The organism is Anabaena sp. UHCC 0204 (assembly GCF_009711975.1).
In the GTDB taxonomy this organism is placed as follows: Bacteria; Cyanobacteriota; Cyanobacteriia; order Cyanobacteriales; family Nostocaceae; genus Dolichospermum.
On sequence record NZ_VIKW01000001.1, the window covers coordinates 68,377 to 93,777 of the forward strand.

At 36.2% G+C, this 25,401-nt stretch carries 26 protein-coding genes; 10 read left to right on the forward strand and 16 right to left on the reverse strand.

The window, feature by feature from the left end; translation table 11 throughout:
- Positions 1-12 precede the first annotated feature (12 nt).
- On the reverse strand, positions 13-579 hold the full coding sequence (locus FJR04_RS00350) for a pyridoxamine 5'-phosphate oxidase family protein (protein ID WP_168490749.1): 567 nt from the start codon (positions 577-579) through the stop codon (positions 13-15).
- 74 nt (positions 580-653) lie between these two features.
- On the opposite strand from FJR04_RS00350, the gene FJR04_RS00355 reads away from it, so the two are divergent.
- Complete coding sequence (locus tag FJR04_RS00355; protein ID WP_168490751.1) at positions 654-1,565, forward strand: 1-aminocyclopropane-1-carboxylate deaminase/D-cysteine desulfhydrase; 912 nt, start codon at positions 654-656, stop codon at positions 1,563-1,565.
- 218 nt (positions 1,566-1,783) lie between these two features.
- On the opposite strand, the gene FJR04_RS00360 is transcribed toward FJR04_RS00355, so the two are convergent.
- Both FJR04_RS00360 and FJR04_RS00365 read right to left on the reverse strand, forming a co-directional pair.
- The gene (locus tag FJR04_RS00360; RefSeq protein ID WP_168490753.1) at positions 1,784-2,431 is read right to left on the reverse strand and encodes a class I SAM-dependent methyltransferase; all 648 of its coding nucleotides are present in this window, start codon (positions 2,429-2,431) and stop codon (positions 1,784-1,786) included.
- A gap of 19 nt (positions 2,432-2,450) precedes the next feature.
- Positions 2,451-2,711, reverse strand: a complete 261-nt coding sequence (locus FJR04_RS00365; RefSeq protein WP_168490754.1) for a hypothetical protein — start codon at positions 2,709-2,711, stop codon at positions 2,451-2,453.
- 103 nt (positions 2,712-2,814) lie between these two features.
- On the opposite strand from FJR04_RS00365, the gene FJR04_RS00370 reads away from it, so the two are divergent.
- Positions 2,815-3,486 carry an ATP-dependent Zn protease gene (locus FJR04_RS00370; RefSeq protein ID WP_168490755.1) on the forward strand — a complete coding sequence of 224 codons (672 nt, stop codon included), beginning with the start codon at positions 2,815-2,817 and terminating at the stop codon, positions 3,484-3,486.
- Here FJR04_RS00370 and FJR04_RS00375 read toward each other — a convergent pair.
- Positions 3,483-4,508 carry a diguanylate cyclase gene (locus tag FJR04_RS00375; RefSeq protein WP_168490759.1) on the reverse strand — a complete coding sequence of 342 codons (1,026 nt, stop codon included), beginning with the start codon at positions 4,506-4,508 and terminating at the stop codon, positions 3,483-3,485. The two genes, FJR04_RS00370 and FJR04_RS00375, sit on opposite strands and share 4 nt — an antisense overlap.
- 871 nt (positions 4,509-5,379) lie before the next feature.
- On the opposite strand from FJR04_RS00375, the gene alaS reads away from it, so the two are divergent.
- Positions 5,380-8,022, forward strand: coding sequence for an alanine--tRNA ligase (gene alaS, locus FJR04_RS00380; protein ID WP_168490761.1), 2,643 nt, complete (start codon positions 5,380-5,382; stop codon positions 8,020-8,022).
- A 42-nt stretch (positions 8,023-8,064) separates the two neighbouring features.
- On the opposite strand, the gene FJR04_RS00385 is transcribed toward alaS, so the two are convergent.
- From FJR04_RS00385 to FJR04_RS00400, 4 genes are read right to left on the reverse strand one after another with little or no spacing between them, the layout of a single operon-like run.
- Positions 8,065-8,292, reverse strand: coding sequence for a type II toxin-antitoxin system HicB family antitoxin (locus FJR04_RS00385; protein ID WP_217359194.1), 228 nt, complete (start codon positions 8,290-8,292; stop codon positions 8,065-8,067).
- The gene (locus FJR04_RS00390; RefSeq protein WP_168490762.1) at positions 8,289-9,785 is read right to left on the reverse strand and encodes a class I SAM-dependent DNA methyltransferase; all 1,497 of its coding nucleotides are present in this window, start codon (positions 9,783-9,785) and stop codon (positions 8,289-8,291) included. The genes FJR04_RS00385 and FJR04_RS00390 overlap by 4 nt, the downstream gene beginning before the upstream one ends.
- Positions 9,782-10,363 carry a restriction endonuclease subunit S gene (locus FJR04_RS00395; protein ID WP_168490764.1) on the reverse strand — a complete coding sequence of 194 codons (582 nt, stop codon included), beginning with the start codon at positions 10,361-10,363 and terminating at the stop codon, positions 9,782-9,784. The genes FJR04_RS00390 and FJR04_RS00395 overlap by 4 nt, the downstream gene beginning before the upstream one ends.
- A 50-nt stretch (positions 10,364-10,413) precedes the next feature.
- The gene (locus FJR04_RS00400; protein WP_168490766.1) at positions 10,414-10,554 is read right to left on the reverse strand and encodes a hypothetical protein; all 141 of its coding nucleotides are present in this window, start codon (positions 10,552-10,554) and stop codon (positions 10,414-10,416) included.
- Positions 10,555-10,609: 55 nt separating this feature from the next.
- Between FJR04_RS00400 and FJR04_RS00405 the strand changes: the two genes are divergently transcribed.
- The 3 genes from FJR04_RS00405 to FJR04_RS00415 all read left to right on the forward strand — a co-directional run bounded on the left by FJR04_RS00405 (position 10,610) and on the right by FJR04_RS00415 (position 11,946).
- On the forward strand, positions 10,610-10,927 hold the full coding sequence (locus FJR04_RS00405; RefSeq protein WP_168490768.1) for a hypothetical protein: 318 nt from the start codon (positions 10,610-10,612) through the stop codon (positions 10,925-10,927).
- A 111-nt stretch (positions 10,928-11,038) separates the two neighbouring features.
- Positions 11,039-11,287, forward strand: coding sequence for a hypothetical protein (locus FJR04_RS00410; protein WP_168490769.1), 249 nt, complete (start codon positions 11,039-11,041; stop codon positions 11,285-11,287).
- Positions 11,287-11,946: a Shedu immune nuclease family protein gene (locus FJR04_RS00415; RefSeq protein ID WP_168490770.1), complete on the forward strand. Its 660-nt coding sequence runs from the start codon at positions 11,287-11,289 to the stop codon at positions 11,944-11,946. Before FJR04_RS00410 ends, FJR04_RS00415 begins: the two co-directional genes overlap by 1 nt.
- A gap of 423 nt (positions 11,947-12,369) precedes the next feature.
- On the opposite strand, the gene FJR04_RS00420 is transcribed toward FJR04_RS00415, so the two are convergent.
- The gene (locus FJR04_RS00420; RefSeq protein ID WP_168490772.1) at positions 12,370-13,587 is read right to left on the reverse strand and encodes a lipopolysaccharide assembly protein LapB; all 1,218 of its coding nucleotides are present in this window, start codon (positions 13,585-13,587) and stop codon (positions 12,370-12,372) included.
- Positions 13,588-13,718: 131 nt separating this feature from the next.
- Between FJR04_RS00420 and FJR04_RS00425 the strand changes: the two genes are divergently transcribed.
- Positions 13,719-14,507 (forward strand): phosphate ABC transporter ATP-binding protein, encoded by a 789-nt coding sequence (locus tag FJR04_RS00425; RefSeq protein WP_168491143.1) that lies wholly within the window; start codon positions 13,719-13,721, stop codon positions 14,505-14,507.
- A 174-nt stretch (positions 14,508-14,681) separates the two neighbouring features.
- Here FJR04_RS00425 and FJR04_RS00430 read toward each other — a convergent pair whose 3' ends face one another.
- A complete protein-coding gene (locus FJR04_RS00430) occupies positions 14,682-15,233 on the reverse strand; it encodes an NUDIX hydrolase (RefSeq protein ID WP_168490774.1) in 552 nt (183 codons plus the stop codon).
- 98 nt (positions 15,234-15,331) lie between these two features.
- Entirely contained in the window at positions 15,332-15,841 is a 510-nt protein-coding gene (folK, locus tag FJR04_RS00435) for a 2-amino-4-hydroxy-6-hydroxymethyldihydropteridine diphosphokinase (protein ID WP_168490776.1), read from the reverse strand.
- 305 nt (positions 15,842-16,146) lie between these two features.
- Between folK and FJR04_RS00440 the strand changes: the two genes are divergently transcribed.
- Complete coding sequence (locus tag FJR04_RS00440) at positions 16,147-18,405, forward strand: transglycosylase domain-containing protein (RefSeq protein WP_168491145.1); 2,259 nt, start codon at positions 16,147-16,149, stop codon at positions 18,403-18,405.
- 108 nt (positions 18,406-18,513) lie between these two features.
- Positions 18,514-18,708, forward strand: coding sequence for a photosystem II assembly protein Psb35 (gene psb35 / locus FJR04_RS00445; protein ID WP_168490778.1), 195 nt, complete (start codon positions 18,514-18,516; stop codon positions 18,706-18,708).
- Between the two features lie 78 nt (positions 18,709-18,786).
- Here the strand turns inward: psb35 and FJR04_RS00450 are convergent, their stop codons facing one another.
- Both FJR04_RS00450 and FJR04_RS00455 read right to left on the reverse strand, forming a co-directional pair.
- Positions 18,787-19,209: a TerB family tellurite resistance protein gene (locus FJR04_RS00450; RefSeq protein ID WP_168490780.1), complete on the reverse strand. Its 423-nt coding sequence runs from the start codon at positions 19,207-19,209 to the stop codon at positions 18,787-18,789.
- 58 nt (positions 19,210-19,267) lie between these two features.
- Positions 19,268-20,608: a 16S rRNA (cytosine(967)-C(5))-methyltransferase gene (locus tag FJR04_RS00455; protein ID WP_168490781.1), complete on the reverse strand. Its 1,341-nt coding sequence runs from the start codon at positions 20,606-20,608 to the stop codon at positions 19,268-19,270.
- Positions 20,609-20,991: 383 nt separating this feature from the next.
- On the opposite strand from FJR04_RS00455, the gene FJR04_RS00460 reads away from it, so the two are divergent.
- Entirely contained in the window at positions 20,992-21,630 is a 639-nt protein-coding gene (locus FJR04_RS00460; RefSeq protein WP_168490782.1) for a hypothetical protein, read from the forward strand.
- Positions 21,631-21,789: 159 nt separating this feature from the next.
- Here the strand turns inward: FJR04_RS00460 and FJR04_RS00465 are convergent, their stop codons facing one another.
- The 3 genes from FJR04_RS00465 to FJR04_RS00475 all read right to left on the reverse strand — a co-directional run bounded on the left by FJR04_RS00465 (position 21,790) and on the right by FJR04_RS00475 (position 25,242).
- A complete protein-coding gene (locus FJR04_RS00465) occupies positions 21,790-21,996 on the reverse strand; it encodes a hypothetical protein (RefSeq protein ID WP_168490783.1) in 207 nt (68 codons plus the stop codon).
- Positions 21,986-23,401 carry a glycoside hydrolase 100 family protein gene (locus FJR04_RS00470; protein ID WP_168490784.1) on the reverse strand — a complete coding sequence of 472 codons (1,416 nt, stop codon included), beginning with the start codon at positions 23,399-23,401 and terminating at the stop codon, positions 21,986-21,988. Before FJR04_RS00470 ends, FJR04_RS00465 begins: the two co-directional genes overlap by 11 nt.
- Before the next feature lie 386 nt (positions 23,402-23,787).
- Positions 23,788-25,242, reverse strand: coding sequence for a glycoside hydrolase 100 family protein (locus tag FJR04_RS00475; RefSeq protein WP_168490786.1), 1,455 nt, complete (start codon positions 25,240-25,242; stop codon positions 23,788-23,790).
- Positions 25,243-25,401 lie beyond the last annotated feature (159 nt).

Below are 25,401 nucleotides of genomic sequence, written 5' to 3' on the forward strand. Positions count from 1 at the left end.
TTTTAACTTTTATTAATCACCTGGATTTTGAACTTTACTCAAAGGAGTTGATAAACCATCAATACTCATAATATTTTTCTGCTGTTGATATTCCTTAATTCCCTCTTCCCCTTTTTTACTAGCCCAATTAACTAAAGTTTCTCTTTGTCCTTGATATTCATACAACGGAACACCAAAACCACAAGAAGTTTGTACTCTTTCAATATCTGCAACAATAATTTGCCGCGTTCCTGGAAGAGGAGAAAATAGAGGATAGAGAGAATTCCAGTCAGGAGAATCTGGCAAAATAGTTTGTCCCTGACCGTAAAGACGGAGAATACAAGGAGGTTCTTGAAAAGCACAAAACATCAAAGTTATACGCCCATTTTCCTGCAAATGAGCCGATGTTTCATTACCACTACCTGTAACATCCAAATAACCGACTCGGTGAGGAGAGAGAATCCGAAAACTTTCTAAACCCTTGGGAGAAAGGTTAACATGGCCTGTAGAACTTAGAGGTGAAGTCCCGACAAAAAATATTTTTTGACTAATAATAAACTTTTGTAATTCTTCCGTAATCGAATCAAAAACTTTAGCCATAATCCAGGTTAATAATTTTTTTTTGCAATCTTAGTATTTTCTACTAATCTAGTAAAGTTTAACTTTTTTGGGAAATGTCGTCAATTTTTTTACCTCCACCAATTCAAAAAATTAATAGTGAGATAGCAACTAACGCAGGTGTTAACTTATATATCTTACGTCTTGATCTCATGCACCCTCAAATTAACGGTAATAAATGGTTTAAATTGAAGTATAACCTAGCAGCAGCTAAAGAGAAAAATTTCTCAACCATTCTCACCTTTGGTGGTGCTTATTCTAACCATATTTATGCCACAGCAGCAGCCGGAAATCTGTTTGGTTTCCGCACCATTGGTATAATTCGGGGTGAAGAAAATATACCCCTAAATTCTACTTTACAATTTGCAGTTGCACAGGGAATGCAATTAGTATATATTAATCGGCAAACATATAAACAACGCCATACAGAGAAATTACAAACCCAATTACAACAGCAATTTGGGGAAGTGTTTATTATTCCTGAAGGAGGTTGTAACTTAAATGGTATGCGTGGTTGTATAGAGATATTAGCAACAATTAAAGAATTTAATACTGTCTGTTTAGCTTGCGGTACAGGAACAACATTAGCAGGAATGACACTATCATTAAATCAAAACCAAAAAATGATTGGTTTTCCTGTCTTAAAAGGTGGTAATTTTCTTCAGGAAGATATCAACAACTTACTAAAAAATTATCTAGCTTCTGACTTACCAAAACCTGTTAATTCTCCTGCACCTTGGGAATTAATTTGTAACTATCATTTTGGTGGATATGCTAAAATAAACAATGAATTAAAGCTATTTTGTCAAAATTTCCAAGAACAACATGACATACCTTTAGATTATGTATATACCGGAAAAATGTTTTATGGAGTCATGGATTTAATAACACAAGGTTATTTCCAGTCGGAATCTTTACTTTTAGTACATACCGGCGGATTACAGGGGAATATCGGATTTACAAATTAGTAGATTGGGTAAAAGACAACATTATCAATAATTTTGTTGGGTTTCCTTCCTTAACCCAACCTACTTTTTTGAATTAATTTATTTGATATTGCTGATAGCCATATTAAAGTATGAAATTGAAAAATTCTTACTCTCTGAGACTCTGCGACGGCAGTCACTCATGGGGGAAACCCCCAAGACCGCGCTGCCTCGCCTCTGCGTGAGGTAAAATCATATTCTTAATCAGCAATGCCATTTATTTTCACTCCAATTAATAACGCCATTTCCAACCATTTCCAGTAACAGTCAACATCAGTAAAACCTATTTTTCTTAACCAATCTAGTTGTGTTTCTACATCTAAAAGTTTATTTGACGGGTCGTCTTTTGCTACTTCCATATCAATAGCTTTTAAAAAACGTTCGTGTAGTTCTGGTGTTGGAGAAGATACGTGTTCTAAATTGCAGAAAATACCACCAGGTTCGAGAAGTTGGTAAATTTCTGTATATAAATCAAATTTGCGTTCGTGGGTAAGATGATGAATCGCAAAACTGGAAACTATTGCATCAAATAAACCTAAATTTGGTAAAGGTTCATCTAAATTATGTTCTATTATTTCTACTGTTTTATCTTCAGCAAAGCGAGTTTTTACTAATTCCAACATAGTGGGAGAAAAGTCAATAGCTATGCTTTGCATTTGGGGACGTTCAATTTTGAGTAATGCGAGTAATCTTCCGTCTCCAGTTCCTAAGTCAAGAATGCGTTTAACGTTTTTGGGAACTTGTGATAATAAAACAGCCTCTCCTTCCGTGCGGTGAGGTATTTTATCTGCTTTTCCCAAATAACGCAAAGCGTGTTCGGGAGATGTCCACAGGTTGACGTTATTCATGAAGTTATCCTTATCTAAATTAAGCGTGTAAATTGGCTTGTTCTTGTAACCAAGAATCTACAGGTTGTCCATCTTTGCGTTTGAGTTCTATTTCTATTACCATTACTTCTTTAGAACCTGGAGGTGCGGGTTTTTTATGAAAGAGAATATCATAATCTAAAGGGTTTTGATTATGTTCTTTTAACCAATCTTGAACTTTAGTAAGTGCAAAAAATGATTGTCCTTGTGCAAACATTTGGGTAATTTGCATTTGTAAGGTGTAAGGATTGATGCGACTCATTTTTTGATAACTCCTGTGTATGGTTATAGAGAGAGAATGATGGATTTGATGAGTAGATTATAAATTATAATCACATAATTAACCTAAATACAAGAACCTAAAAATGAGCCAAACTGCAATAAATCTGATTGCTATATCTGTGTTTTTGATGACTTTTTCCAGTTTATTAGGACCATTAATCCATCTTTCACCAACAATACCAGCTTTAGCTACGGTGACGTTTTTGGGAATTGCGACTTTGGATAATTTCAGTTTTGAAGGAAAGGGAGGAACGATAGTATTAGACGTGGTGGCGCGATTTTCTCCAGAATATCGAGAAAGAATTATACATCATGAAGCCGGTCATTTTTTAGTAGCGCACCTATTAGGAATTCCTGTGACTGGCTACACCCTCAGCGCCTGGGAAGCTTGGAAAAAAGGACAACCAGGACAAGGTGGGGTAACTTTAGAAGATAGCGAGTTAGCAGCGCAATTAGAAACGGGAAAAATTAGCGCCCATAAGTTAGATCGTTATTGTAATATTTGGATGGCGGGAATTGCTGCGGAAACTTTAGTTTTTAACTCTGCTGAAGGTGGAAATGATGATAAAAGTAAGTTAAGAGAAATTTTGCAAGTTATCGGTTTTACTGGAGAAATGTATCAGCAAAAAGAAAGGTTTCATCTTCTCCAGTCTAAAAATCTCATTCAGGAAAATTGGTCAAGTTATGAAGCTTTAGTTATAGCTATGAAAAATCGGGCTTCTGTAGCTGAATGTCAACAGGTTATTCTTAGCTAAGAAGAAACAGTATGTAAATGGCAAATATGATGGTGGTAATCCCAATTTACCACTTTATTTCTGCCAGTTGCTTTGGCTTCTAATAAGCATTGATCAGCACGATATAATAAACTTATACCATTTCCGTCATCTTCGGTTTCTAGAGTCGCTACACCTAGACTAATGGTGATATTAATAGATAGTTTATTGTTAATTACAAATGAGTTTTCTTCAACTACTCTATTGAGACGACTACTTATATTTAGTGCTTCTTGAATGTTAGTATTAGTCAACAAAATGACGAATTCTTCTCCACCATAGCGGAAAGGAATATCTTGCGATCGCAGATTATTTTTGAGTCGCTGACATAGTAATTGTAACAGGCGATCGCCTACTAAATGCCCATGAGTATCATTAACTTTTTTGAAAAAGTCTACATCTAAGATAATCAAACTAAAAGGATCTTTTAAAGTTCTAGCTTGTTTAACTTGTTTAGGTAAATCCCATTCTAAAGCGCGGCGATTATTTAATTCTGTTAATGAATCAGCTAAAGCGATCGCAGATAATAACGCATTTTTATCCAACAAATCTCGATATTTCTGAGCTTTCCGTAAACCAACCGTAAACTGAGCTATAATTATTTGATAATTAGCTGCTAAATTTGCTAAACTATAAGTAGTTTGATCTTCAGGAATTTGCCAAATATAAGCATCAGCACCTTGTTCTAATGCAGCCGCATTTACTAATAATTCCCATTCCCAATTTTCCTGACTTCTCTGAAAAAGTAACTCAGGACGATCCTCAAATAAAATGCAGTATATATAAGATAACTTAGTTTGTTCTTTCAACCAAAAACATAGCTCTAAACTTCCCACTAAACTCGCTTGGACTAAAATTATATCAGTCGGTGTAATTTGAATATGTGACTGAACATAATTGAGATCGTCAATAATATCTATATTAAAGATACTCGCATCAAGAATCTGATCTGGAAGTGTAGCCAGAAAATCATTACTTCCAAAAACCAAGATTGAACTTTTCATTGTTTTCCATGTTCCATATTTCTAAGTTAAATAAACTATTTTCCACCAATAGCTTTGTCTAACTATTTTTGACAAGCATCAAGAGGATTTCTGCTGTTTTATTCACAAATTGTTAAGTTCTATACTATTTACTGTCTGATTTTTGTCCTTGACTTTCCAATGGTAAAAATACGGAATAATATCTTTGCCTAAATAAAGATATATTGCCAAAATTTAAGTTTTGTAAATAAAAATGTTAAAAAACGTGAAGAAAGAAAGGAATTTTCTTATTTTAAGAGTTGCTTAACAACTGAATTGTCAAAGCCTTTCGACTACTGGCTTTGTGCAAACAGTAGTCATCTAAAATTAGGTAGTAGATGATCTAATGTGATAAGAGTTTTTTGTTTATCCTTTATTTGTATCTTTATTCGTACACCTATACCGTTTTTTCACAAGTATTTCTTAATAATTCCATCTCAATATTTTCTCTGTCAGCGTTGGTATTAAAATCAAATAAAGCCATCAGTAATCAATAATTTGCTTGATATCGGGCTTTTTAGCCCACATTCCCCAAAACTCAGACAGGTAATAAATAATAACTTTAAGCGTTGCTATGTAAAAGCAGGAATAAACTTAACGCATAGACGCAAAACAGAACGGAAGTAGGGGTAATTCATGAATTACCCCTACGCAAGAATCTAAATTCAAGACTTGGTATTTTTGGAATTGGTGTTGCTGAGTGAAAGTATGAATTTGTTTTACGCAGAGGCTTAAAAAGAAAGAGTTTGAAAGTTTATATCTAAATTCAGCAACGCCGAATTTTACTAATCACCAATTAGCAGCCTAAACTAGATAACTAGCAACTTAATTTATTATTTTTTTGTAAACTCTCATGTCTTCAACTTCCCAGTATCTTAGCGGTAACGATATTCGCCAAATATTTCTTGATTTCTACACGCAAAGGGGACACCAACCGCTTCCGAGTGCTTCCCTTGTTCCTGAAGATCCTACGGTGTTGCTAACTATTGCCGGAATGTTACCATTTAAGCCGATATTCCTGGGACAACGCACATCAGAATTTAAACGCGCTACGACTTCGCAAAAATGTATTCGTACCAATGATATCGAAAATGTGGGACGGACTAAACGCCATCATACATTTTTTGAAATGTTGGGTAATTTTAGCTTTGGTGATTATTTTAAACCACAGGCGATCGCATGGGGTTGGGAATTATCCACCCAAGTCTTTGGTTTTTCTCCTCAAAATCTCGTTGTTAGCGTCTTTGAAGACGACGACGAAGCTTTTACCATCTGGCGCGATACCATTGGTGTAAGCGAAAAACGTATTAAGCGCATGGGTGCAGATGATAACTTCTGGGTATCAGGAATTACTGGACCCTGTGGACCATGTTCAGAAATTTATTATGATTTTCATCCAGAATTAGGTGAAGACAACATTGATTTAGAAGATGATTCCCGGTTTATCGAGTTTTATAACTTGGTATTTATGCAATATAATCGGGACACGGCTGGGAATTTAACGCCGTTGCAAAATAAGAATATTGACACAGGAATGGGTTTGGAAAGAATGGCGCAAATTCTCCAAAAAGTTCCTAATAATTATGAAACGGATTTGATTTTTCCGATTATTGAAACTGCGGCAAAAATTGCGAAAATTGATTATCATCAAAGTGATGAAAATACAAAAGTTTCTTTAAAAGTAATTGGTGATCATGTGCGTTCTGTTGTTCACATGATAGCCGATGAAATTCGCGCTTCTAATGTTGGTAGAGGTTACGTTTTACGGCGGTTAATTCGTCGCGTTGTTAGACATGGGAGATTAATCGGAATTTCTGGGGAATTTATGAACCAAGTTGCAGACACAGCAATTTCTCTTTCTGAATCAATTTATCCTAATTTGCGACAAAGAGAAGCTGCTATTAAAGCTGAGTTACAACGAGAAGAAGTAAATTTCTTAAAAACTTTAGATAGAGGAGAAAAGCTATTAGCTGAAATTATCCAAGAGGTAAAACAAAAAGGACAAACTTCTATTAGTGGAGAAAGTGCTTTTACTCTCTATGATACCTACGGTTTCCCATTAGAATTAACCCAAGAAGTTGCAGAGGAAAATAACATTACTGTTGATGTTGATGGTTTCAATGCAGAAATGCAAAAACAGGTAGAACGCGCAAAAGCTGCACACGAAACCATTGATTTAACTGTACAAGGTTCTTTAGATAAACTTGCAGAACATATTCACTCTACAGAATTTATTGGTTATACCCAATTAACCACAACTGCAAAAATAGAAGTTTTATTAGTTGCTGGTATTTCTGAAGAAGCAGCAGAAGCAGGAACAGAAGTACAAATTGTTTTAGACAAAACTCCATTTTACGCTGAATCAGGTGGACAAATCGGAGATAAAGGATATATTTCCGGTGATGGAATTTTAATCAGAATAGAAGATGTGAAAAAAGAATCTGATTTCTTTATTCATTTTGGACGAATTGAAAGAGGGACAATTAGAATTGGTGATGAAATTACCGCCCAAATTGATACCGCTTGTCGTCGTCGCGCTCAAGCTAATCATACAGCAACTCATTTATTACAAGCTGCTTTAAAGAAAGTTGTTGATGAGGGAATTTCTCAAGCTGGTTCTTTAGTTTCTTTTGATAGATTGCGATTTGATTTTAACTGTCCCCGCGCTTTAATTGCTGAAGAAGTTATCCAAATTGAAGAATTAGTAAATAGTTGGATTTCTGAAGCACATTCTGCAAATATTGAAGTATTACCTTTAGCAGAAGCAAAAGCTAAAGGTGCAGTAGCGATGTTTGGAGAAAAATACGGTGATGAAGTGCGCGTGATTGATTTCCCTGGAGTTTCGATGGAATTATGTGGGGGAACTCATGTTAATAATACTGCGGAAATTGGCGTTTTCAAAATAATTTCTGAAGCCGGAGTTTCTTCAGGAGTGAGAAGAATAGAAGCGGTTTCTGGGGCTGCGGTATTGGATTATTTGAATGTACGTGATAAAGTGGTTAAAGATTTGAGCGATCGCTTTAAAGTCAAACCCGAAGAAATACCCGACAGAATCACAACTTTACAAACCGAACTCCGCAACAACGAAAAAGAAATTCAAAGTCTAAAATCACAAATAGCAATAGTTAAATCTGACAGTTTATTAGAAACTGCGAAAACCGTAGGAGAACATCAAATCATTGTCGCCCAAATGGAAGATGTTGACGCAGAATCATTAAAATCTGCTGCGGAAAGATTACTGCAAAAAATCGGTAATGGTGCTGTAGTTTTAGGTTCTATTCCCGAAGCAGGAAAAGTAAGTATTGTTGCTGCTTTTAGTTCTGAAGTGAATAAAAAAGGTGTACAAGCAGGAAAATTTGTCGGAACTATAGCGAAAATTTGTGGTGGTGGTGGTGGTGGAAAACCCAATTTAGCGCAAGCTGGGGGACGTGACGCAACCAAATTACCAGAAGCTTTAGAAACTGCGAAAAGTGATTTGTTAGCAGCATTAAAATAGGATTTAGATCCCCGATTTTTTAAAGAAGTCGGGGATTTGAGTTTATATTGTCACTGCAACTTTACCAACTTCTGTAGAAGGTTTAGGTATAGGTTTTCCATCTTCTTTTAACACTTCCAAATACAATTCTATCGCTTCTTTAATATTTTCCTGTACTTCTGCTAAAGTATCCCCAATGCTGATACAACCAGGTAAGTCAGGAACATAAGCACCCCAGTTGGTTTCACCACGTTCATAAATTACTGTGTACTCAATAATTATTACTTTCATAAATTTACTCCTAATTCACTTAGGTATCTATTCATATCATTCTCGGCTTTAGCACGTTCAGCCTCTAATTTACGCAGCTTAATAATTTCTGTCTTAATATCAATTTTGTCATCTTCGTTTTTGGGAGGTAGCACATAGCGATTGATGTTAAGGTTATAGTCATGGTTTGCTATCTCTTCAAGAGATGCGACTTTAGCGTACCCTTCTTGATCTGTAAAATCTTGATAACTGGTAACAATATCACTAATATCTTCAGATTGTAAATAGTTTTTATTTCCAATCTTTTGATATTTGCTACTTGCATCAATAAATAATACTTTCTTTTTCCTTTCTTCTAGTTTATTTCGATTAAAAATTAAAATGCTGGCAGGAATACCTGTCTCATAGAATAAATTTGATGCAAGACCAATAACAGCTTCAATTAAGTCTTCTTCCAAAATTCTTTTGCGAATTAAACCTTCTTGTCCTCCACGAAATAATACACCATGTGATACGATTATTGCGGCTTTACCTGTTGTTGTTAATGTAGACAATATGTGCTGAATAAATGCAAAATCTCCATGACTTTTAGGTGGTAAGCCATATCTAAAACGGTGATAAATATCAAAACTATCTAGATGTTCTCCCCAGTTTTTTAGATTAAATGGTGGGTTGGCAAATACTCTATCAAAAAGTATTAAGTCTTCATTTTCTAATAATTGAGGATTACGAATTGTATCTCCCAATCGAATGTCAATATTAAAGATGCCATGTAATAACAAATTTATTTTGGCGATAACCCAAGTTTCTAAGACTTTTTCCTGCCCATAGAAAGATACATCTTCTATATTTAATCCCACCTGTTTTATATAATTGGCAGATGTAACTAGAAACCCACCAACTCCGCAGACAGGATCACAAATTTTCATTCCCTTTTCTATTTCCAATAGCTTAACTAACAATTCTGATATTTTATTTGGAGTATAAAAATCTCCACTCTTTTTTCCAGAATCACCTGCAAATTTTTCAATTAAAGATTCACAAGCCTTTCCCAATATATCTGGTTCAGCAAGGTTACTATATCGGAGATTGAGATATGAGAAATGCCTAATTAATTGACGCAGTATCTGATCATGTTGTCCAGAATCAAAATTATTATGTTTATTTTCAAAATCAATACTAGTAAAAATTCTCTTGAGATGTGGATTGTTTGTTTCAATCTTTTCAGATGCTATATTAAGTTCATAACCAATGTTATGTTTAACACGCTGCAAATAAGTCCAGCGACAACACTCAGGTAAAAATGCCCCAAAGTTATTTAATCTATGCACTTCCAAATTTCGATCATCTAGTTCTTGTTTAATTGCTTTAGAACTTTCCTCAAATACATCAGATAAATGCTTGAGAAATAAGAGCCTTAATAAATATTTGTTATAATCTGTTACACTAAAATGACTGCGTAGAATATCGGCTGCCATCCAAAGTCTTTGCTCCAATTCTTGTAAAGTGATCATTGTACTCCTTCTAAAATTTGAGATAAAGCTACTTGAGTTAAATGATTCCGTTGTTCGAGTGTTTCTAATGTAATTTGAGTATATTGTTCAGCAGCTAAAAAGAGTTGAGCTAGTTGGTTTTGTCTATCTAAACTAGGTAATGGTATCTCCAACTCTCGCAACTGTGAAATTTTTAACAACTGAGTTCCAATAGATTGACTATATAACCCACTTATTTGTGTTTCTAACCATTTTGATCGCATCAACACAGCTAAAAACACTGGATTAAGATTTTTTGCTGGGCGTAAAATTGCTAAGTTTTGATTTGGCAAACATCCTTTTACTTGATCTTTTACTACTGATGCTTTAAGGGGAGTTCCTCGAATTGTAATAACTACATCATCAGTCTGCAATCTATACTTAGAGAGATTAGAAGAATCAAGTTGAGAAGTGCTTAATTCGCCACTTATATATATTTGTTCAAGATTTCGGGAGTTAATAATTTGTTCTTGTGAACCAAGTTCGTTTTCATATCGTTTGAGAGTAACTCCTTGGTATATATGTACTAAATCTTCAAGTCGAACAATAGGATTAGACATAAATTATAACTTTATTTGCAGTATCATCATACTTTACATAAAGAAGTATGTCAATGCTGCTTGACAACCTTGAGAAGTGTTGCTAGGATATCGGAAGATAAAATACAAAACGACGAAAAAACGCCACCTGGACTGGTACTCCAGATAGCGTCTTCTTGTAATTTTCGGAATTTTGTAGCTTGGTTAGCCATTAACGGTCTTGCCGACTGATTCTAGAACCTCAATATAAATCAAGGAACAATTTTTATGGCTATTAGCTTAGACAATAGTAACTCAAGCCAGCCTCAGTTTCAACCAGGTATCCGCCTACAGTTGCCAAACTTGCCAGGTGTGGAATACCAAATTGTGATGATTCCCCAGAGTCAAAACCAGAAACCAGACGCTAGGGTAAAGAATGAACTTGAGCCAAATGCCAAGGCTTGTAACCGCCTTATTGCTATCATCATAGAATATGCTAAGAGTCAGGGAAAAGCTAATAATTTGCCTTACCTCAAGAGCAAAAGTTATGAAGAACTTTGTGTATATATTGAACAATTTTGGCCAGTGCTAATTCCCCAGATATAAGAGCTTATAGTTGTGGCTATGGAATACCAAGGCTTCTAATGGAGGATAACTTGCTATTCCATAGCCATTTCTGGTTGACCAATCTCATCAGCTATAAATGGAGATATGAATATGACTGTACAATTTAGAGAAAAGGCTTTAATGGCTTATGAAACCATGCCATTGAATCAAAAACATAAAGTTTCTGAAGTAATACAGCAGCTAGATGTCAAAAATTCACAACACTTAAATTCTGACAGACTTGAGAACACAGATACATGGGTCATGAAAATAGATAGTAATGTCAGACTACTTTTTAAACAAACAGAGCAGGGTTTTTTAATCATTGATATTATTGAACGGAAAAAGGAAGACCATTAATGATCTCACTTCTTCCCTATAAATTTGACATTAACGAGTGTGATAAACACATCCAAGAACTGAAACATTTCCTCACAAGTAATCTAGAAATCAGAGAAACTGGAAAAAATGGACTACAGAAGTTTTTCTCAGAGCGACCAAACTTAATTCTTTTGCTCGGATATTGGCATTTTGGTCTAGAACCAGCTTTTTATAAGCCCGAAGTCAGTTTATTTAGTAACGAGTTTAGAGCAGATTTTGTTGTTGCTGATCGACAGAAAAAGAAGTTTGTTTTTATTGAATTTGAGGACGCAACAGAAAATAGCATTTTTAAGCTTAAATCAAAAAGTTCTGAGTCAGCGAATACTAGCTATGATTGGTCTCCAAGGTATGAACATGGGGTAAGTCAAGTTATAGACTGGTATTACCGAATGGATGACTATGAGAGAACCTATAAATTTGAAGAGTATTTTGGTCATCGTGAAGTTAATTATACTGGGTTGCTTGTTATTGGTAGAGATAAATTTCTACAACAATCTGGATTAATGCAAAGATTTCGTTGGAGATCAAGTAAAACTATCATTAATAGTAAGCCTCTCCACTGCATAACTTTTGATCAATTGCTTCAGGAGTCAATAGAAAAGCTGTCTACACTTAAAGCCAGTGATGAGCTTGAATAAAATTAGTCATTATTTCTCTATTATCTACATCTTAAAAACTATGCTCAAAAGTATAAAAATAGAGAACTTTCGCTGCTTCAAATCTTTTGAACTCCAACAACCAGGAAGAATTAACTTACTGGTTGGTAAAAATATCTCAGACAAAATAGTTTTAATTATGTCCAAAATTCCTGCATATTGTAGACACAGTAGCAATATTTTATATATATTGAACTATTCCTAAAGATAGATAAATCCTCTAATTTACAGACATAAATACAGGAATTATGTCCTAACTTTTATGTCCCAAGACTTGATAATCTGCAATTAATTAGCAAAAATACAAGTAGGTCTAACATCTTGTAGGCTCTCTTGGTGACAACTTAACCTTATCCAATGTCCAAAGTCCGCTAACGCGGACTTTTTTCTTTAGGCTGTTCTCAACTACATTTTCTCCTCAGTTTTTAGCTTTTCAATTTGTTGGGTAAAGTATGCTTCTTGATGTTTAAGTTGTTGGGCAATTTCTAATCCCTGCTGAAATGCTGTTAATGCTTTTGCATATTCTCGATTTTCTAAATATAAGTTACCAATTTGATCATAGGCTGACATTAATCCGTAAAAGTTTCTGGCTAATGTTTCTGTTTCAATGAGAATCTGGCTAGTTTCTAAAGCTGCATCTATTTGTTTTTGTGAACGGTAAAAAGCAATTAATTTTTGTAACGCTTCTCCAGCCCTAGCGTATTGTTCTAATTGCCAGGCGCTAGTATAAGCTTCTTGATAATTGTTGAAAGCCTGTTGTTTTAAATTGGGATTTTCTTTAGCTAGGGATTCATAATTTGCAGCGATCGCTAATTTTAAAGCCGGAATTTGACTCAGATTTTGTTCACGAGTGTAAATTTTTACTAATTTGGTTAATATATCTATGGCTGCTTGTGGTTGTTGCCCTTGGGCATAGATATAAGCTAACTGTTGTAAATATGCTAATTCATTAATTTTATCCCCTTGATTAATTGCTAAATTCAACAGTTTTTGGTAAGCATTAGCAGCTTGAGAATAATTAAACCAACTTAAATTTAATTCCCCAATAGTTTTTAAAGTCTCGATTTCTCCAACTACATCTTGTTGCTGTTGTACTAAGATCAAAACTTGTTCATAAACAGATAGCCCTAATTTAGGAAAACGCATTTTTTGATACGCATTACCAAGCGATCGCCATAATTCTAAATCGGTACTTTTTTGTTTCTCCATCTGGCTTTGAATTACTTGCAATCGCTGGCTAATATATTGCACCTGTTCGCGTTCATTCTCGTTCCATGCAATTTCTCCTACCCGTGATAACGCTTCCACTTCGGCCAATGTACCTAAAACCCGTCGCAATCGGAGTTCACGATTCCAAATCTCAAAGGCTTTTTTTCGATCTTCTCCTTGTAGTGTTATCAACGCCTCTTGATTTAACTCATCTAAATCCGTCTTCAATTTTTGTAATTCTATTGATGTTAATTCGCGCTTATTTGGTAATAGCGGATCTGGTGTAGTTATTTCTAGAGGACTCGGAGGAAACTTATCTAAATCTTCAAACTTTTTCTCCTTTGCTAGTGTGCTAGAAATACACAAATGCCAGATACTAATAGTAGCAATGATTAAAATTAAACGCTGTAACATGGTACTTCCCTTATTAAATTAATTAAACGCAGCATTGTAGATTAATAGAAGACATAATTTAGATTATAAGCAAATATTACAGATATTCCACTAGAACATCTCTACTCACTCCTGACTCCTTTTTTATGAATATGATTAAAATAATTCCTGCCATTAGTGTAAAAAACTTTGGTTTTTACTATAACCAGCAGAAAGTTCTTGACAATGTGTCTATGGACATTCCCCAAAATAAAATAATTGCCATTATTGGACCAAGTGGTTGTGGCAAATCTACATTTTTAAAGTCTCTCAATCGAATGAGCGATTTAGAAGGAGAAATCCAAATTGAAGGAAAAATCGAATTTTTTGGGCAAAATATTTATGAACGACGAATTAATCTGAATCGTCTCCGTCGCCAAATTAGTACCATCTATTCCAAACCTCATCTTTTTCCCCTGAGCATTTATGATAACGTTGCTTACGGGGTAAAATTAATTGGATGGCGACCAAAACCAGAATTAGATGAAGTTGTAGAGTTAGCTCTGAAAGCTGCTGATATTTGGGAAGAAGTCAAAAATAAGCTCCATAAATCGGCTTTAGAACTTGGTTACGGAGAACAACAACGTTTGTGTATTGCTCGCGCATTAGCGGTCAAACCCCAAGTTATTCTCATGGATGAACTTTGCGCTGGACTTGATCCTATAGCCATCATGAAAATTGAAGAATTAATTGAATGTTTGCGTTCGGAACTGACAATTATATTCATCTCTCACAATATGCAACAAGTCTCTCGGCTGGCGGATTTTACAGCATTATTTCAATACAATGAAAATCATATTGGACAATTACGAGAATTTGCCTCAACAAAAAAAATCTTGGCTCAATATACAGATTATAGTATCCGAGACTATGTTACCAGTTATCCAAGATTCAGTAAGTGAACATAAAAAACCCAGAAAATCAATCCCTGATTTTTTCAACAAGCATCAGCATTTGGTGTAAGGGCGAAGCATTCGGAAAATAAACATGGGAAGAAACCGATAATTTGTCGCCCGAATGCTTCGCCCCTACGTGGGAAAAAACCGATAATTTATCCTCCGAATGCTTCGCCCCTATTAACCTTCTAAAAATGAACGCAACAGGAAAAAACTAGCAATAGATTTAGCATCTACAGGTTCTCCTACCAAAATTGCTTTTTCTAATTCTTCAGGAGTGAGTAATACTATTTCGATATCTTCATCTTCATCTTTTGCTGGTGGTGTTTCCAGCTTTTCTAAATCTCTAGCAATAAAAGCATAGATAATTTCATCAGAATAACCAGGAGCAAGGAAAAACTCACCTAGTTTATCCCATTGACGAGCATGATAACCGGTTTCTTCCTGAATTTCCCGTTTGATTGTCTCTAAAACATCTTCATTGGGTTCTACTGTTCCGGCTGGAAATTCTAGTAATCTACCCTGTACTGCAAACCGATATTGACGCACAAGTACGAGCTTTCCATCTGCGGTCATGGGTATGGCTAAAGCGCCACCAGGATGGCGAATACATTCCCATTCTCCTTCAGATTTGTTGGGTAAACGCAAGCGATTAACTTCAAAATTAAATTTGCGTCCTTTATAAAACAAGCGTTGCTTCAGCAACTGTGGTAATTCTCTACCTAATGGCATAGTAAAATTCTAGGATCTGTAAATACAGAGAATGTATACGGGGTTTTTTTTTGTAATCAGTGCTTTTTGGGTTGTAAAAATGCTAATTTTTTTACCCACTACAATAAATGTACATCACAAGTGTCTACATCTTGAACTAAATCTTGAATTGCCCTTTGAGATAGGGGATCTATCCAATCTGGAGCAATTTCTACTAGGGGAACTAAGACAAAAGCTCTTTGGGCCATTTGAGGATGGGGAATTTGGAGATTTGGCTGATTCAAAATTAAGTCATCATACAATAACAAATCTAAATCTAGGGTGCGTGGCCCCCAGCGTTCCTGACGCACACGCCCAAATTGTTGTTCAATAGCGAGTAAATTTTCTAATAAAGCTATTGCTGACATTTGCACACATAATACTGCACAACCATTGAGGTAATCTGGTTGAGTTGGACCTACGGCTTTGGTGCGATACCAACGAGATTTGGCTTTTATAGTAATACCTGATGTTTGGGCTAAAGCTGCTAAAGATGCTTCTAAAATAGCCTGGGAATTACCGATATTACTACCAAGAGCGATCGCGGCGATCGCTGTGGGGATCGTCACCTGACTGGCAGTTTTCAACATAATTTTATCCAGACATTCTGCTTCTTGCTCACTGCTTCTGGATTTATCTTCATTTTTTGGCGCTAGTTTCCAAGTTTTTACTGTTCCGCAGCATTATGCAAAAATTGCATTTTTATTAATCAAAATTAATATTCAGTCTCAGATTTTTCACAAAACATATTCTAGCACTGAATTAAGTTAATTGTTTATGATGTATTATGTGAACACCAAGATATTGCCCGCAAATAAATCAGGAGCAACTGCTATTGCCAAGTGGTAATCGTCAACAAAATGAGGAGTCCGCACATGAAAACTTATTACCGAGAATGCAGGTGAAGGCGAAGCAGTTACTAAACCGGATGACAAACTTATCATCAGGAATCTTGGGCAAAATTGCCAGCAGCGATAAACCTTTTTATCGTCGTTTTTGGTTGTGGGCAGGTTTAAGTGTAGGTGGTGGGATCATTGCTTTCCATTATGCTGTCTTAGAAATAGATAGGAATTTACCAGACGACTCAGCACTCAAAGCTGTAGCGCGAGAGCAAACACTGACAATTAAGGCTGGTGATGGGACAGTTTTACAACAGCAAGGTGAAGCAACTAGAGAAGTTCTGAAAATAGAACAAATCCCAGATAACTTAAAGAAAGCTTTTATTGCTTCCGAAGACAGAAGATTTCATCAACACAATGGCGTGGATACCCTGGGAATTGCTAGGGCATTTATTAATAACCTGCGATCGCAAAACCTGGTAGAAGGTGGTAGTACCATCACCCAGCAAGTAGCACGAATTCTTTTCCTCAAACAAGAAAAAACCCTATCCCGTAAACTCAGAGAAGTGAGATTAGCTCAGAAAATAGAGCAGGAATTGACGAAAGATCAGATTCTGGAACGTTATCTAAATCTCGTTTATTTAGGCTCTGGTGCTTACGGTGTCGGCGATGCAGCTTGGGTTTATTTTAGTAAACCCGTAGATAAACTGACGTTATCAGAAATGGCCACTCTGGCTGGTTTAGCGCCTGCCCCTAACGTCTACGGTCCAGATAAAAATCCCAAAGTAGCTACAGAAAGACGAAATCTGGTACTACAGCGGATGCTAGAAGATGAATTCATTACACCAGCCCAAAAACAAGCCGCTACTCAAGAAGCATTGGTCGTTAATACCAGTTTACCCAAACGGTTGCAAGTAGAGTTTCCCTACTTTACTACCTACGTTCAACAGGAATTACCAAAGCACGTTTCCGCTGATGTTTTAGCTAATGGCGGTTTAGTAGTAGAAACTACCTTAAATCCAACTTGGCAAAAAGCCGCAGAAGCCGCTATCGCAAAAACCTTAAAAAATCGAGGCCGTTGGCAAAACTTTAAAGAAGCAGCTTTAGTGGCCATAAATCCTCGTAATGGGGAAATTCAAGCCATGGTAGGCGGTAAAGACTTTGGGAAAAACCAGTTTAATCGGGTAACTCAAGCCCAGCGTCAACCAGGATCAACCTTTAAAGGTTTCGTCTATGCTACAGCGATCGCTACAGGTAAAAATCCCTATGATAGCTATCTAGATGCACCTTTACTAGTAGATGGTTATGAGCCAAAAAACGCTAATAAGAAATTCTCTGGTTGGTTAAATCTCAAAGATGCTCTCACCAATTCTGTAAATACAATTGCCGTGAAAGTATTAATAGATGTAGGTTTTGAACCAACTATTAAACTTGCCCAGGATATGGGAATTAAGTCACCTCTTAAACCTACTTACTCTTTAGCTCTTGGTTCTAATGAAGTCAATCTCCTAGAATTAACCAGTGCTTACGGAACATTCGCTACACAAGGAAATCATACAGAAGTGCATGGTATTCGCCGTATCATTAACCGGGAAGGAGATATACTTTGGTCAGCTAAATATGAACCTAAGCAAGTTCTAGATGCTGATAGTACCGCCATTATGACTTGGATGTTACGGAATGTAGTCACAAATGGAACAGGCGGTGCGGCTCAATTAAATAATAGACAAGTAGCGGGAAAAACAGGTACTTCCGATGAATCCCGTGATTTATGGTTTATTGGTTATATTCCCCAAGTAGTCACCGGAGTATGGTTAGGAAATGATAATAACAGTCCTACCTATGGTAACAGTGGTAGTGCCGCTTATGCCTGGCATGAATTTATGAAAAAAGCAGTAGAGGGAATGCCTGTAGAAAAATTTCCGCCCCAGCCTAAATTAAAAAATCGCAAAGGTAGCATTAAAGCCAAGCCTATTAAACCCAAAAAACTTATTAATCGCGTTATTCGTGATCAAAATCAAACAACAGACGAAGATAATACCAACAATTCATCCTCATCCAGCCGACGAAGACGACGCTACAATCAAGAAAACTCATCAGTAAGCACATCAACATCAAGACAGAGACGACGCTTACGCAACAGTTCTGGAGAATCTAATCGCAACTCTACGCCTCAATCATCTCGTTCACGACGACAAAGCAGCAGCCAAAAATCACGTCCTGCAAATTCTTCCTCAGTCAATAATAATTCTGGTGGATCTTCATCACAACCATCCTGGAGGGAAAGACTCAAACCCAATTCTTCCCCAGAATAATTAAACCTATCTTTGAGTACAGTAAATATTTTCCCTGGGGTAGATGTAGGTGATTCGCTCAGTTTATACTTTGTTAAGAAGTGTAACCTAAATTAGGCGCATATACTCATGAGTTATTTATTGCTTCAAGTCCCTGTCCAAGATACTGGAAATCACTTTCCCTTGGCGTTTACTTTGGTCTATGTAGTGGGTTTTATCGCTGCTGTCACAATTGGTTCAATCGCCTGGTATAACTCCAAGCGTCCCCCCGGTTGGGAAAGTAAAGAGCGTCCCGATATTGTCCCTAAAATTGATAAGGAGTAGGTAACAGGCAAGAGGCAAGAGGTAAGAGGCAATAAGTAATCAATATTTCCCCTGCTCCCTACTCCCTGCCCCCTGCCACTAATTTTGTACGTCAACCCAACGACGGTAAAGCTTTTGGATTTGTTTAAGGAGTATGGTGTGAGCCGCTTGGTTAGCTCCACTAGACTTACTTAACTCTTCCAACCGGGAAAGAAGTCTTGCTTCTTCAATAGCTACATCACCGTCACTATAAATTAAGCCACTGATGGCTTCAATTAAATTCTCATAATCTTCCTGAGTTGGGCGATCGCCTAAATACTCTTGCACCCAGTCATAACATTCATGCGGCTTTACTGGTACTAATTCGTACAACCAAGGTTTAATCTCTGGATCACTAGCTAAACCTTTAGCTTGAGCTATTTCGCGCAGATATTGCCGCTCTTCTGGCTGGATTTTGCCATCAATCCAAGCCGCTCCAATCAGGATTTTTACTAGGTTTTTTACATGAGAATGATTAACCATTGCCGTCTCCTCTGGTAGATTCGGGCTTTGATAAAATCTTACAATCACTCTTGTGTATTCACCCAGAATCCTTAGTTTTTCTTAAGCGCACCATAAAAAATCCGTCCATATCCTGTTGGTGAGGCCAAACTTTTAACCAACCAGGAACAGCACTATCAAATGAATCAAAAGGGTGCGGCTCTATTTGCCAATGGGGATTTACTGCTAAAAACTCCTCAATTACCTGTTCATTCTCCACTGGATGCAGTGTACAAGTTGCATAAACTAAAACGCCTCCAGTCTTGACAAAAGTTGCATTATGTGATAGTAATTCTTTTTGGAGTTGGGAAAGTTGCTGTACAGATGTTGGTGTCTGTCGCCAACGGGCATCAGCGTGACGGTGCATAGTCCCCAAACCAGAACAAGGAGCATCAAGTAATACACGGTCAGCCGTTTGGTAGAATTGCGGTAAATTACGGCTATCTCCCGTACAAATTTCAATAGATTGTAAATGCAGCCGTTGGGCATTTTCTTTTAATTTACGTAACCGAGAAGCAGTTTGATCACAAGCCCAAATTTTGCCTTGATCTCCCATTAATTCAGCAATATGAGTTGTTTTTCCTCCCGGTGCAGCACAAACATCAATCACCACATCATCGGGTTGGGGGTCAAGTAAATGACTAACCAATTGGGCGCTACTATCTTGAACAGTCCACCAACCTGCACCGAAACCAGGTAAATTTTGAATTGCGCCATTATTACCAATTAATCGTAAAGCTTGGGGTAAATGGGGAATACGTTTAACTAAAATACCAGCAGACTCAAAAGCTGATTCTACCTCTTCCACCGAACTGCGAAGAAGATTTACCCGTAAATCAATAGTTGGGGTTTGATTCATCCAGATACAAAGTTTTTCTGTTTCCTCAAAACCCAATTGTGATAACCACACCTCAATGATCCAATCAGGGAAACTATGTAAAATTCCCAATCTTTCTATCGGATTTTCTGGTAAATTTAACAGTTCTGATGACTTTTCAGCCAGACGCAGATATTGACGTAATAAACCATTGACAAAACCTGTAAGTCCAGGAAAACCATTTTCTTTTGCTAATTCAACAGTAGTATTTACAGCCGCAGAAGGGGGGATTCTTTCTTGATAACGCAGTTGATAAAAACCGAGATGTAAAATCGTGCGGAGGTCTTTGGGTTGTTGCTGGGATTTTTTGGTAGCAATTTGGTCAATAAGAGCATCTAGGGTACGTTGTCTTCTGACGCTACCATAGACTAATTCTGTCATTAAACGACGGTCATTATCGGGTAACTTAAACTTTTGTAGCACTCGGTCTAAAGCAACATCAGTATAAGCCCCTTTGTGTACTTCTTTGAGGGCAATAAAGGCAACTTGGCGGGGGTTATTCATGGAATTTGATCAGGTGGGTTGATGGTTAGAGACAATTGGAGAGAAATAGAAATAACTAAATTTGTTACTTACAGCGATTCCTGCTGTTATCAGGTAAACATAGCGAGCAAGATGTCCGCACCACAAGAGTTTCATTATTAGGACTTACGCAAGTGTCACACTAAAAATCTGTTGTAGGGTGCGTCAGACTGCATAAATCCTGCAAATAAACAGATTATTGATGTCTGACGCACTTTGCCAATGTGCCAGTTGCGTAAGTCTTTGTATAGTTTGGGTATGTAAAATTTTATTTCTGATCAAGATTTGTCAAGTTTAACACGCTATTGTATTAAGCGAGAATTTCCAAATTGACGAAAAATTTACAAAAATATTCTTGACTAGCCATGATAGAAATAAAAAAATCAGCATCAGAAATTGGATTTAGAGTACCAACAGATATTTTTCAACAAATAAAGAATTGGGAATATTCTGTAGATAAAATCGTCTTTGAAGAACAGTTAGCAACTGGTTCTTTTAAAGGTTTTAATGTGTCTTCATCTATGAAACAGATAATGCAGATGGCACAAGAAGAAGGAAAAATTATGCCCTATTATGGTGCTGGGGGAAGTAGCGGAGCTTGCATTTATTATTTTCAAGTCAAAGACAATAAATGTAATTTGCAAGTGTACCATTCTGTAACAGATGAAGCTTTAGTTCTTGATTTAGTAATCAAAAAACTAGATTTCCAAGCACCGATGGATAGAACGAAAGAAATACAATTTTCATTTTTACCTTTTGTCACTGATGAACCATTAGAACACCCTTGGACTGGAGAAAGAAACCCCACAATGATCTGTAAAATTTTTGGTCAAGAATATGAAAGTTTAAAACAGTGGTCAAACTGGATAGATGAGGAAGCTTTAACATCAAGATATATTTATCAATTTGGACAAGTGAGTATGGGAGCAACAGGTTTTTCGATTGTAGTTAAAGATACTCAGCATGGAAATAGTATTGATATTTCTGACTATGATAGTTGGTAGGTTAATAGATGTAATTGCTGAAACATCATTCATACATATAAATACTACCAACCCATGATATTGGATCATCAATAACAAAATGAAACCGCTGCGCTGGAAAATCAATTGTATTGTAATCACGAAAAATTAACTCTGGTGGCAAGTTTTCCTAATTTCGGTTTAATGTTCTTTGTAAAGCGGTGGTAAAAGAACATTCAATCCAAAAAGATAAATCATAATATTGATAGAGATCCCATGAATTCCTTGATTATTCACCTCATTTACCAGTTTTTCTGTGATGTAACCTTTACCAGAACCATCAATTCCGCTAATTTTATGCCTAAATCCTGACTCCTGAAATATGCTAGATTCGCTACTATAAATCACAAAATCGGTAATCCTTTTCAATATCAAATTCCCCAAAACTAATTAACTCTAAATATTCAGGATTTTGCATTAATTCTTTTGCTAATAAAAAACCTGTAATTGTCCAAGTTTGATATCTCCGTGCTTGTTTACCAATTAATGAACCACTTGTACCATCATAATATTCCGGCCATTCATCTTGACTAAGCCTTGCTTGAGCAATTTCAATAGCACGTTCACCAATATTGGTTCTTCCTGTTTTTTGAGCAGCAGCAGTTAAAAACCATAACAAAACTGGCCAACTACCACCATTATGATATGACCAAGGGATATTTTTAGGATCGCAACCAGTAAAAATTTTATATTCTTCATTTTCTAAAGCCGGAAAACAAATTTTCATGGGCATTTGTCCCACCAAATCATCCCATTGTTCTTCAATCAAATTCATAATCGCTTGGGACTGAACTTCATTGGTAAGAGAACAAATAATGGACAATAAATTTCCCAAAGAAAAGAATCGAATATCTAATTGGGATGGTCCGATATTTCCTGCTAGATAACCTCCATGTTTGGGCAACCAAACAGATAAATCATTGTAGGGAATTGAATCTGCATAAATATTAAATGGATTTACTGCTTTTTGTCCATATTCTTCACTCTTAAACCGATAGATAACATTGAGACGTTTCATATCTATCCAATAATAATGACGAATATGATCTCTTAATAAAGGTAAACGATTATCAATAGCTGTAACAATTTCTTCATTCCCTGCACAAATCAACAATTTACGTGCTGCCCGTAAAGCCGCATAAAATAAAGATTGAATTTCTAAAGGATAGCCATAAATACCCATACGACGATAAATCATACAAGCACCATCAGGAACTAATAGCGTTGGGTTCATATCAAACCGAGTCGCTAAACAAAGTTCCATGATTAAGATAATGCCTTGCTGAAATTGAGGCTGCATGGCGAATTTTATATCTTTTGTAGCTTTCACATAAGCGTGCAAGATAATAATCCACCATAGACAAGAATCTACAGGTGTAACTCTAGCGATCGCCTTTTCACCAAAATCCGCTTCTAAAGATTCTTCTCCATCTGTTAATAAAATTCTAAAACTTGCAGGGATTAAACCTTTACTTGGTGTATAAGCATTAAATTGATTTTTCTTCGGTTGTAATTTTAAGGTTTTTTCTAGAAAATTGCGAACAATATCATATCTACCTTTAACTAGAAAAAGTAACGCTGATGGCACAAAATCCCGCACAAAGCAATGATCAAAATTTAAGACAATTTGGGTTTTATCACAAACAGCCATAGTACCTAAAGGCTGACCTTGATAATAAGCAATTGACTGTTCCAGAAGTTTCCAAGCTTCGGTTTCTAGAATATTGACGATTGATATTTCTTCTTTTTTCATAGAAATACTCGGTAAAGGGCAAAAGAGCGCATCTTTAAACCTGGTCTGCTGACAGGATAATTACTCTATTTTTATGACATTGCTTAGTCTGTCATACTCTGATTTCTGGATAAAAAACTGTTGATTTTTTGTTTTTTCTGTGATCCATTCTCTTATTATAATATCCTGTTTGGCAAATCTATTTAGGAATAAAATCAAAAAAGCCCCGGATTTTCTCAGAGGGGCTAAAAATATTGTTACCCTAGACAGTTTTGTCAATCAGGAAAAGTTCAACTATAGTGAACAGATATGAAAAACTAGAAACGAGTCTATTTTTAGCAGACTCTTGATCGGCAGAGACTTCTCGAAGAGTCACAATAATTGCTATGTCTTCAGCCCAGATAGTTTCAAAAAGATACATAAGGGTCTATATTGATACTACCAACTTCAAACTCACAAGCTCTAGAAACCGTTTCTTGTGGTAACTTATCAAAACTAACTAATGGTAAAAATTCAGGATGATCCATGAGTTCTTTCGCTAATAAATAACCTGTAATAGTCCAGGTCTGATATTTTCTAGCTTGTTTACCAATTAGTCTCCCTTTCTTGCCATCATAATACTCTGGCCATTCATCTTCACTCAAACGAGCTTTGGCAATTTCTAGTGCTTTTTTGGCCATATCTATTTTGTTAGTTTTGATTGCTGCTGCTGCTAACATCCACATTAAAACTGGCCAACTTCCCGCATTATGATATGACCAAGGAATGTTTTTTGGGTCACATCCTGTAACAACTCTGTACTCTTCATTTTCTAAAGCAGGGAAACAGATTTTCATAGGCATATCTCCCACTAAATCTTCCCATCTTTTTTCAATCAAAGTCATAATTGCTTGAGATTGTGCTTCTGTAGAAAGATCGGAAATAATAGCCATCAAGTTTCCGAGAGAAAAGAAGCGTGTATCTAACTGAGATGGACCAACATTACCTGCTAAATAACCACCTTTTCTGGGTAGCCATTTATCTAATTCATAATAAGGTAAAGAATCTACATAAATATTAAATAGATTCACCGCCGCTTTACCATATTCTTCACTCTTGAAACGATAAATTGCATTTAAACGAGGAAGATCGATCCAATAATGTTTACGAATGTGTCCACATAGCAATGGTAAACGATTATTAATCGCTTCTACAATATCCTGATTACCTTTACAAATTAGTAGCTCACGTGCTACACGCAATGCAGCAAAAAAGAGAACTTGAATTTCTAAAGGATGGCCATATATACCCATCCGCCGGTCAATCATGCAAGCTCCATCGGGAACTAATAGCGTTGGATACATATCAAACCGATTAGCCAAACAGATTTCCATGATTAATCTGATACCCGTTTGGAATTCAGGTTGATAAGCTAGGGAATAATCATTGGTAGCAATTACATAAGCACGTAATAAAATCAGCCACCACAAACAAGAATCAACAGGTGTGACTCTAGCGATCGCGTGTTCCCCAAAATCTGCTTCTAAATGTTCTTCTCCGTTAATAGATACAACTTTAAAGCTGGCTGGAATTAAACCTCTACCGGGTTTATATGCGTCTAATGCTCTTTCTTTAGGCTGTAACTTTAATGTTTCTTCCAGGAAATTTTTAACAATATCTGTTCTCCCTTTAATCAAGAAAATTAGGGCTGAAGATACAAAATCTCTCACAAAACATTGGTCATAATTTAAAGCCTCCACCGATGGATCATAAGCTGCTAAAGTCCCAATAGGACGACCTTGATAGTAGAGAATTGAATTCTCTAATACTTGCCATGCCTCATTTTCTATATTGTTACTTGTCTCTAATTTATTGAGTTGCATTACCAGACTAACTCCATTTAGATAGTAGATTTGTTGCGAATAGATGCACCTTTAATTATTCTTTATGCCATTTTCATCATAACTTTGAAATAGCAAATATCAATCCAGTCAAAATACTAAAAATCGGCAATGCAAAGGCATAACTGCATAATATTTAGC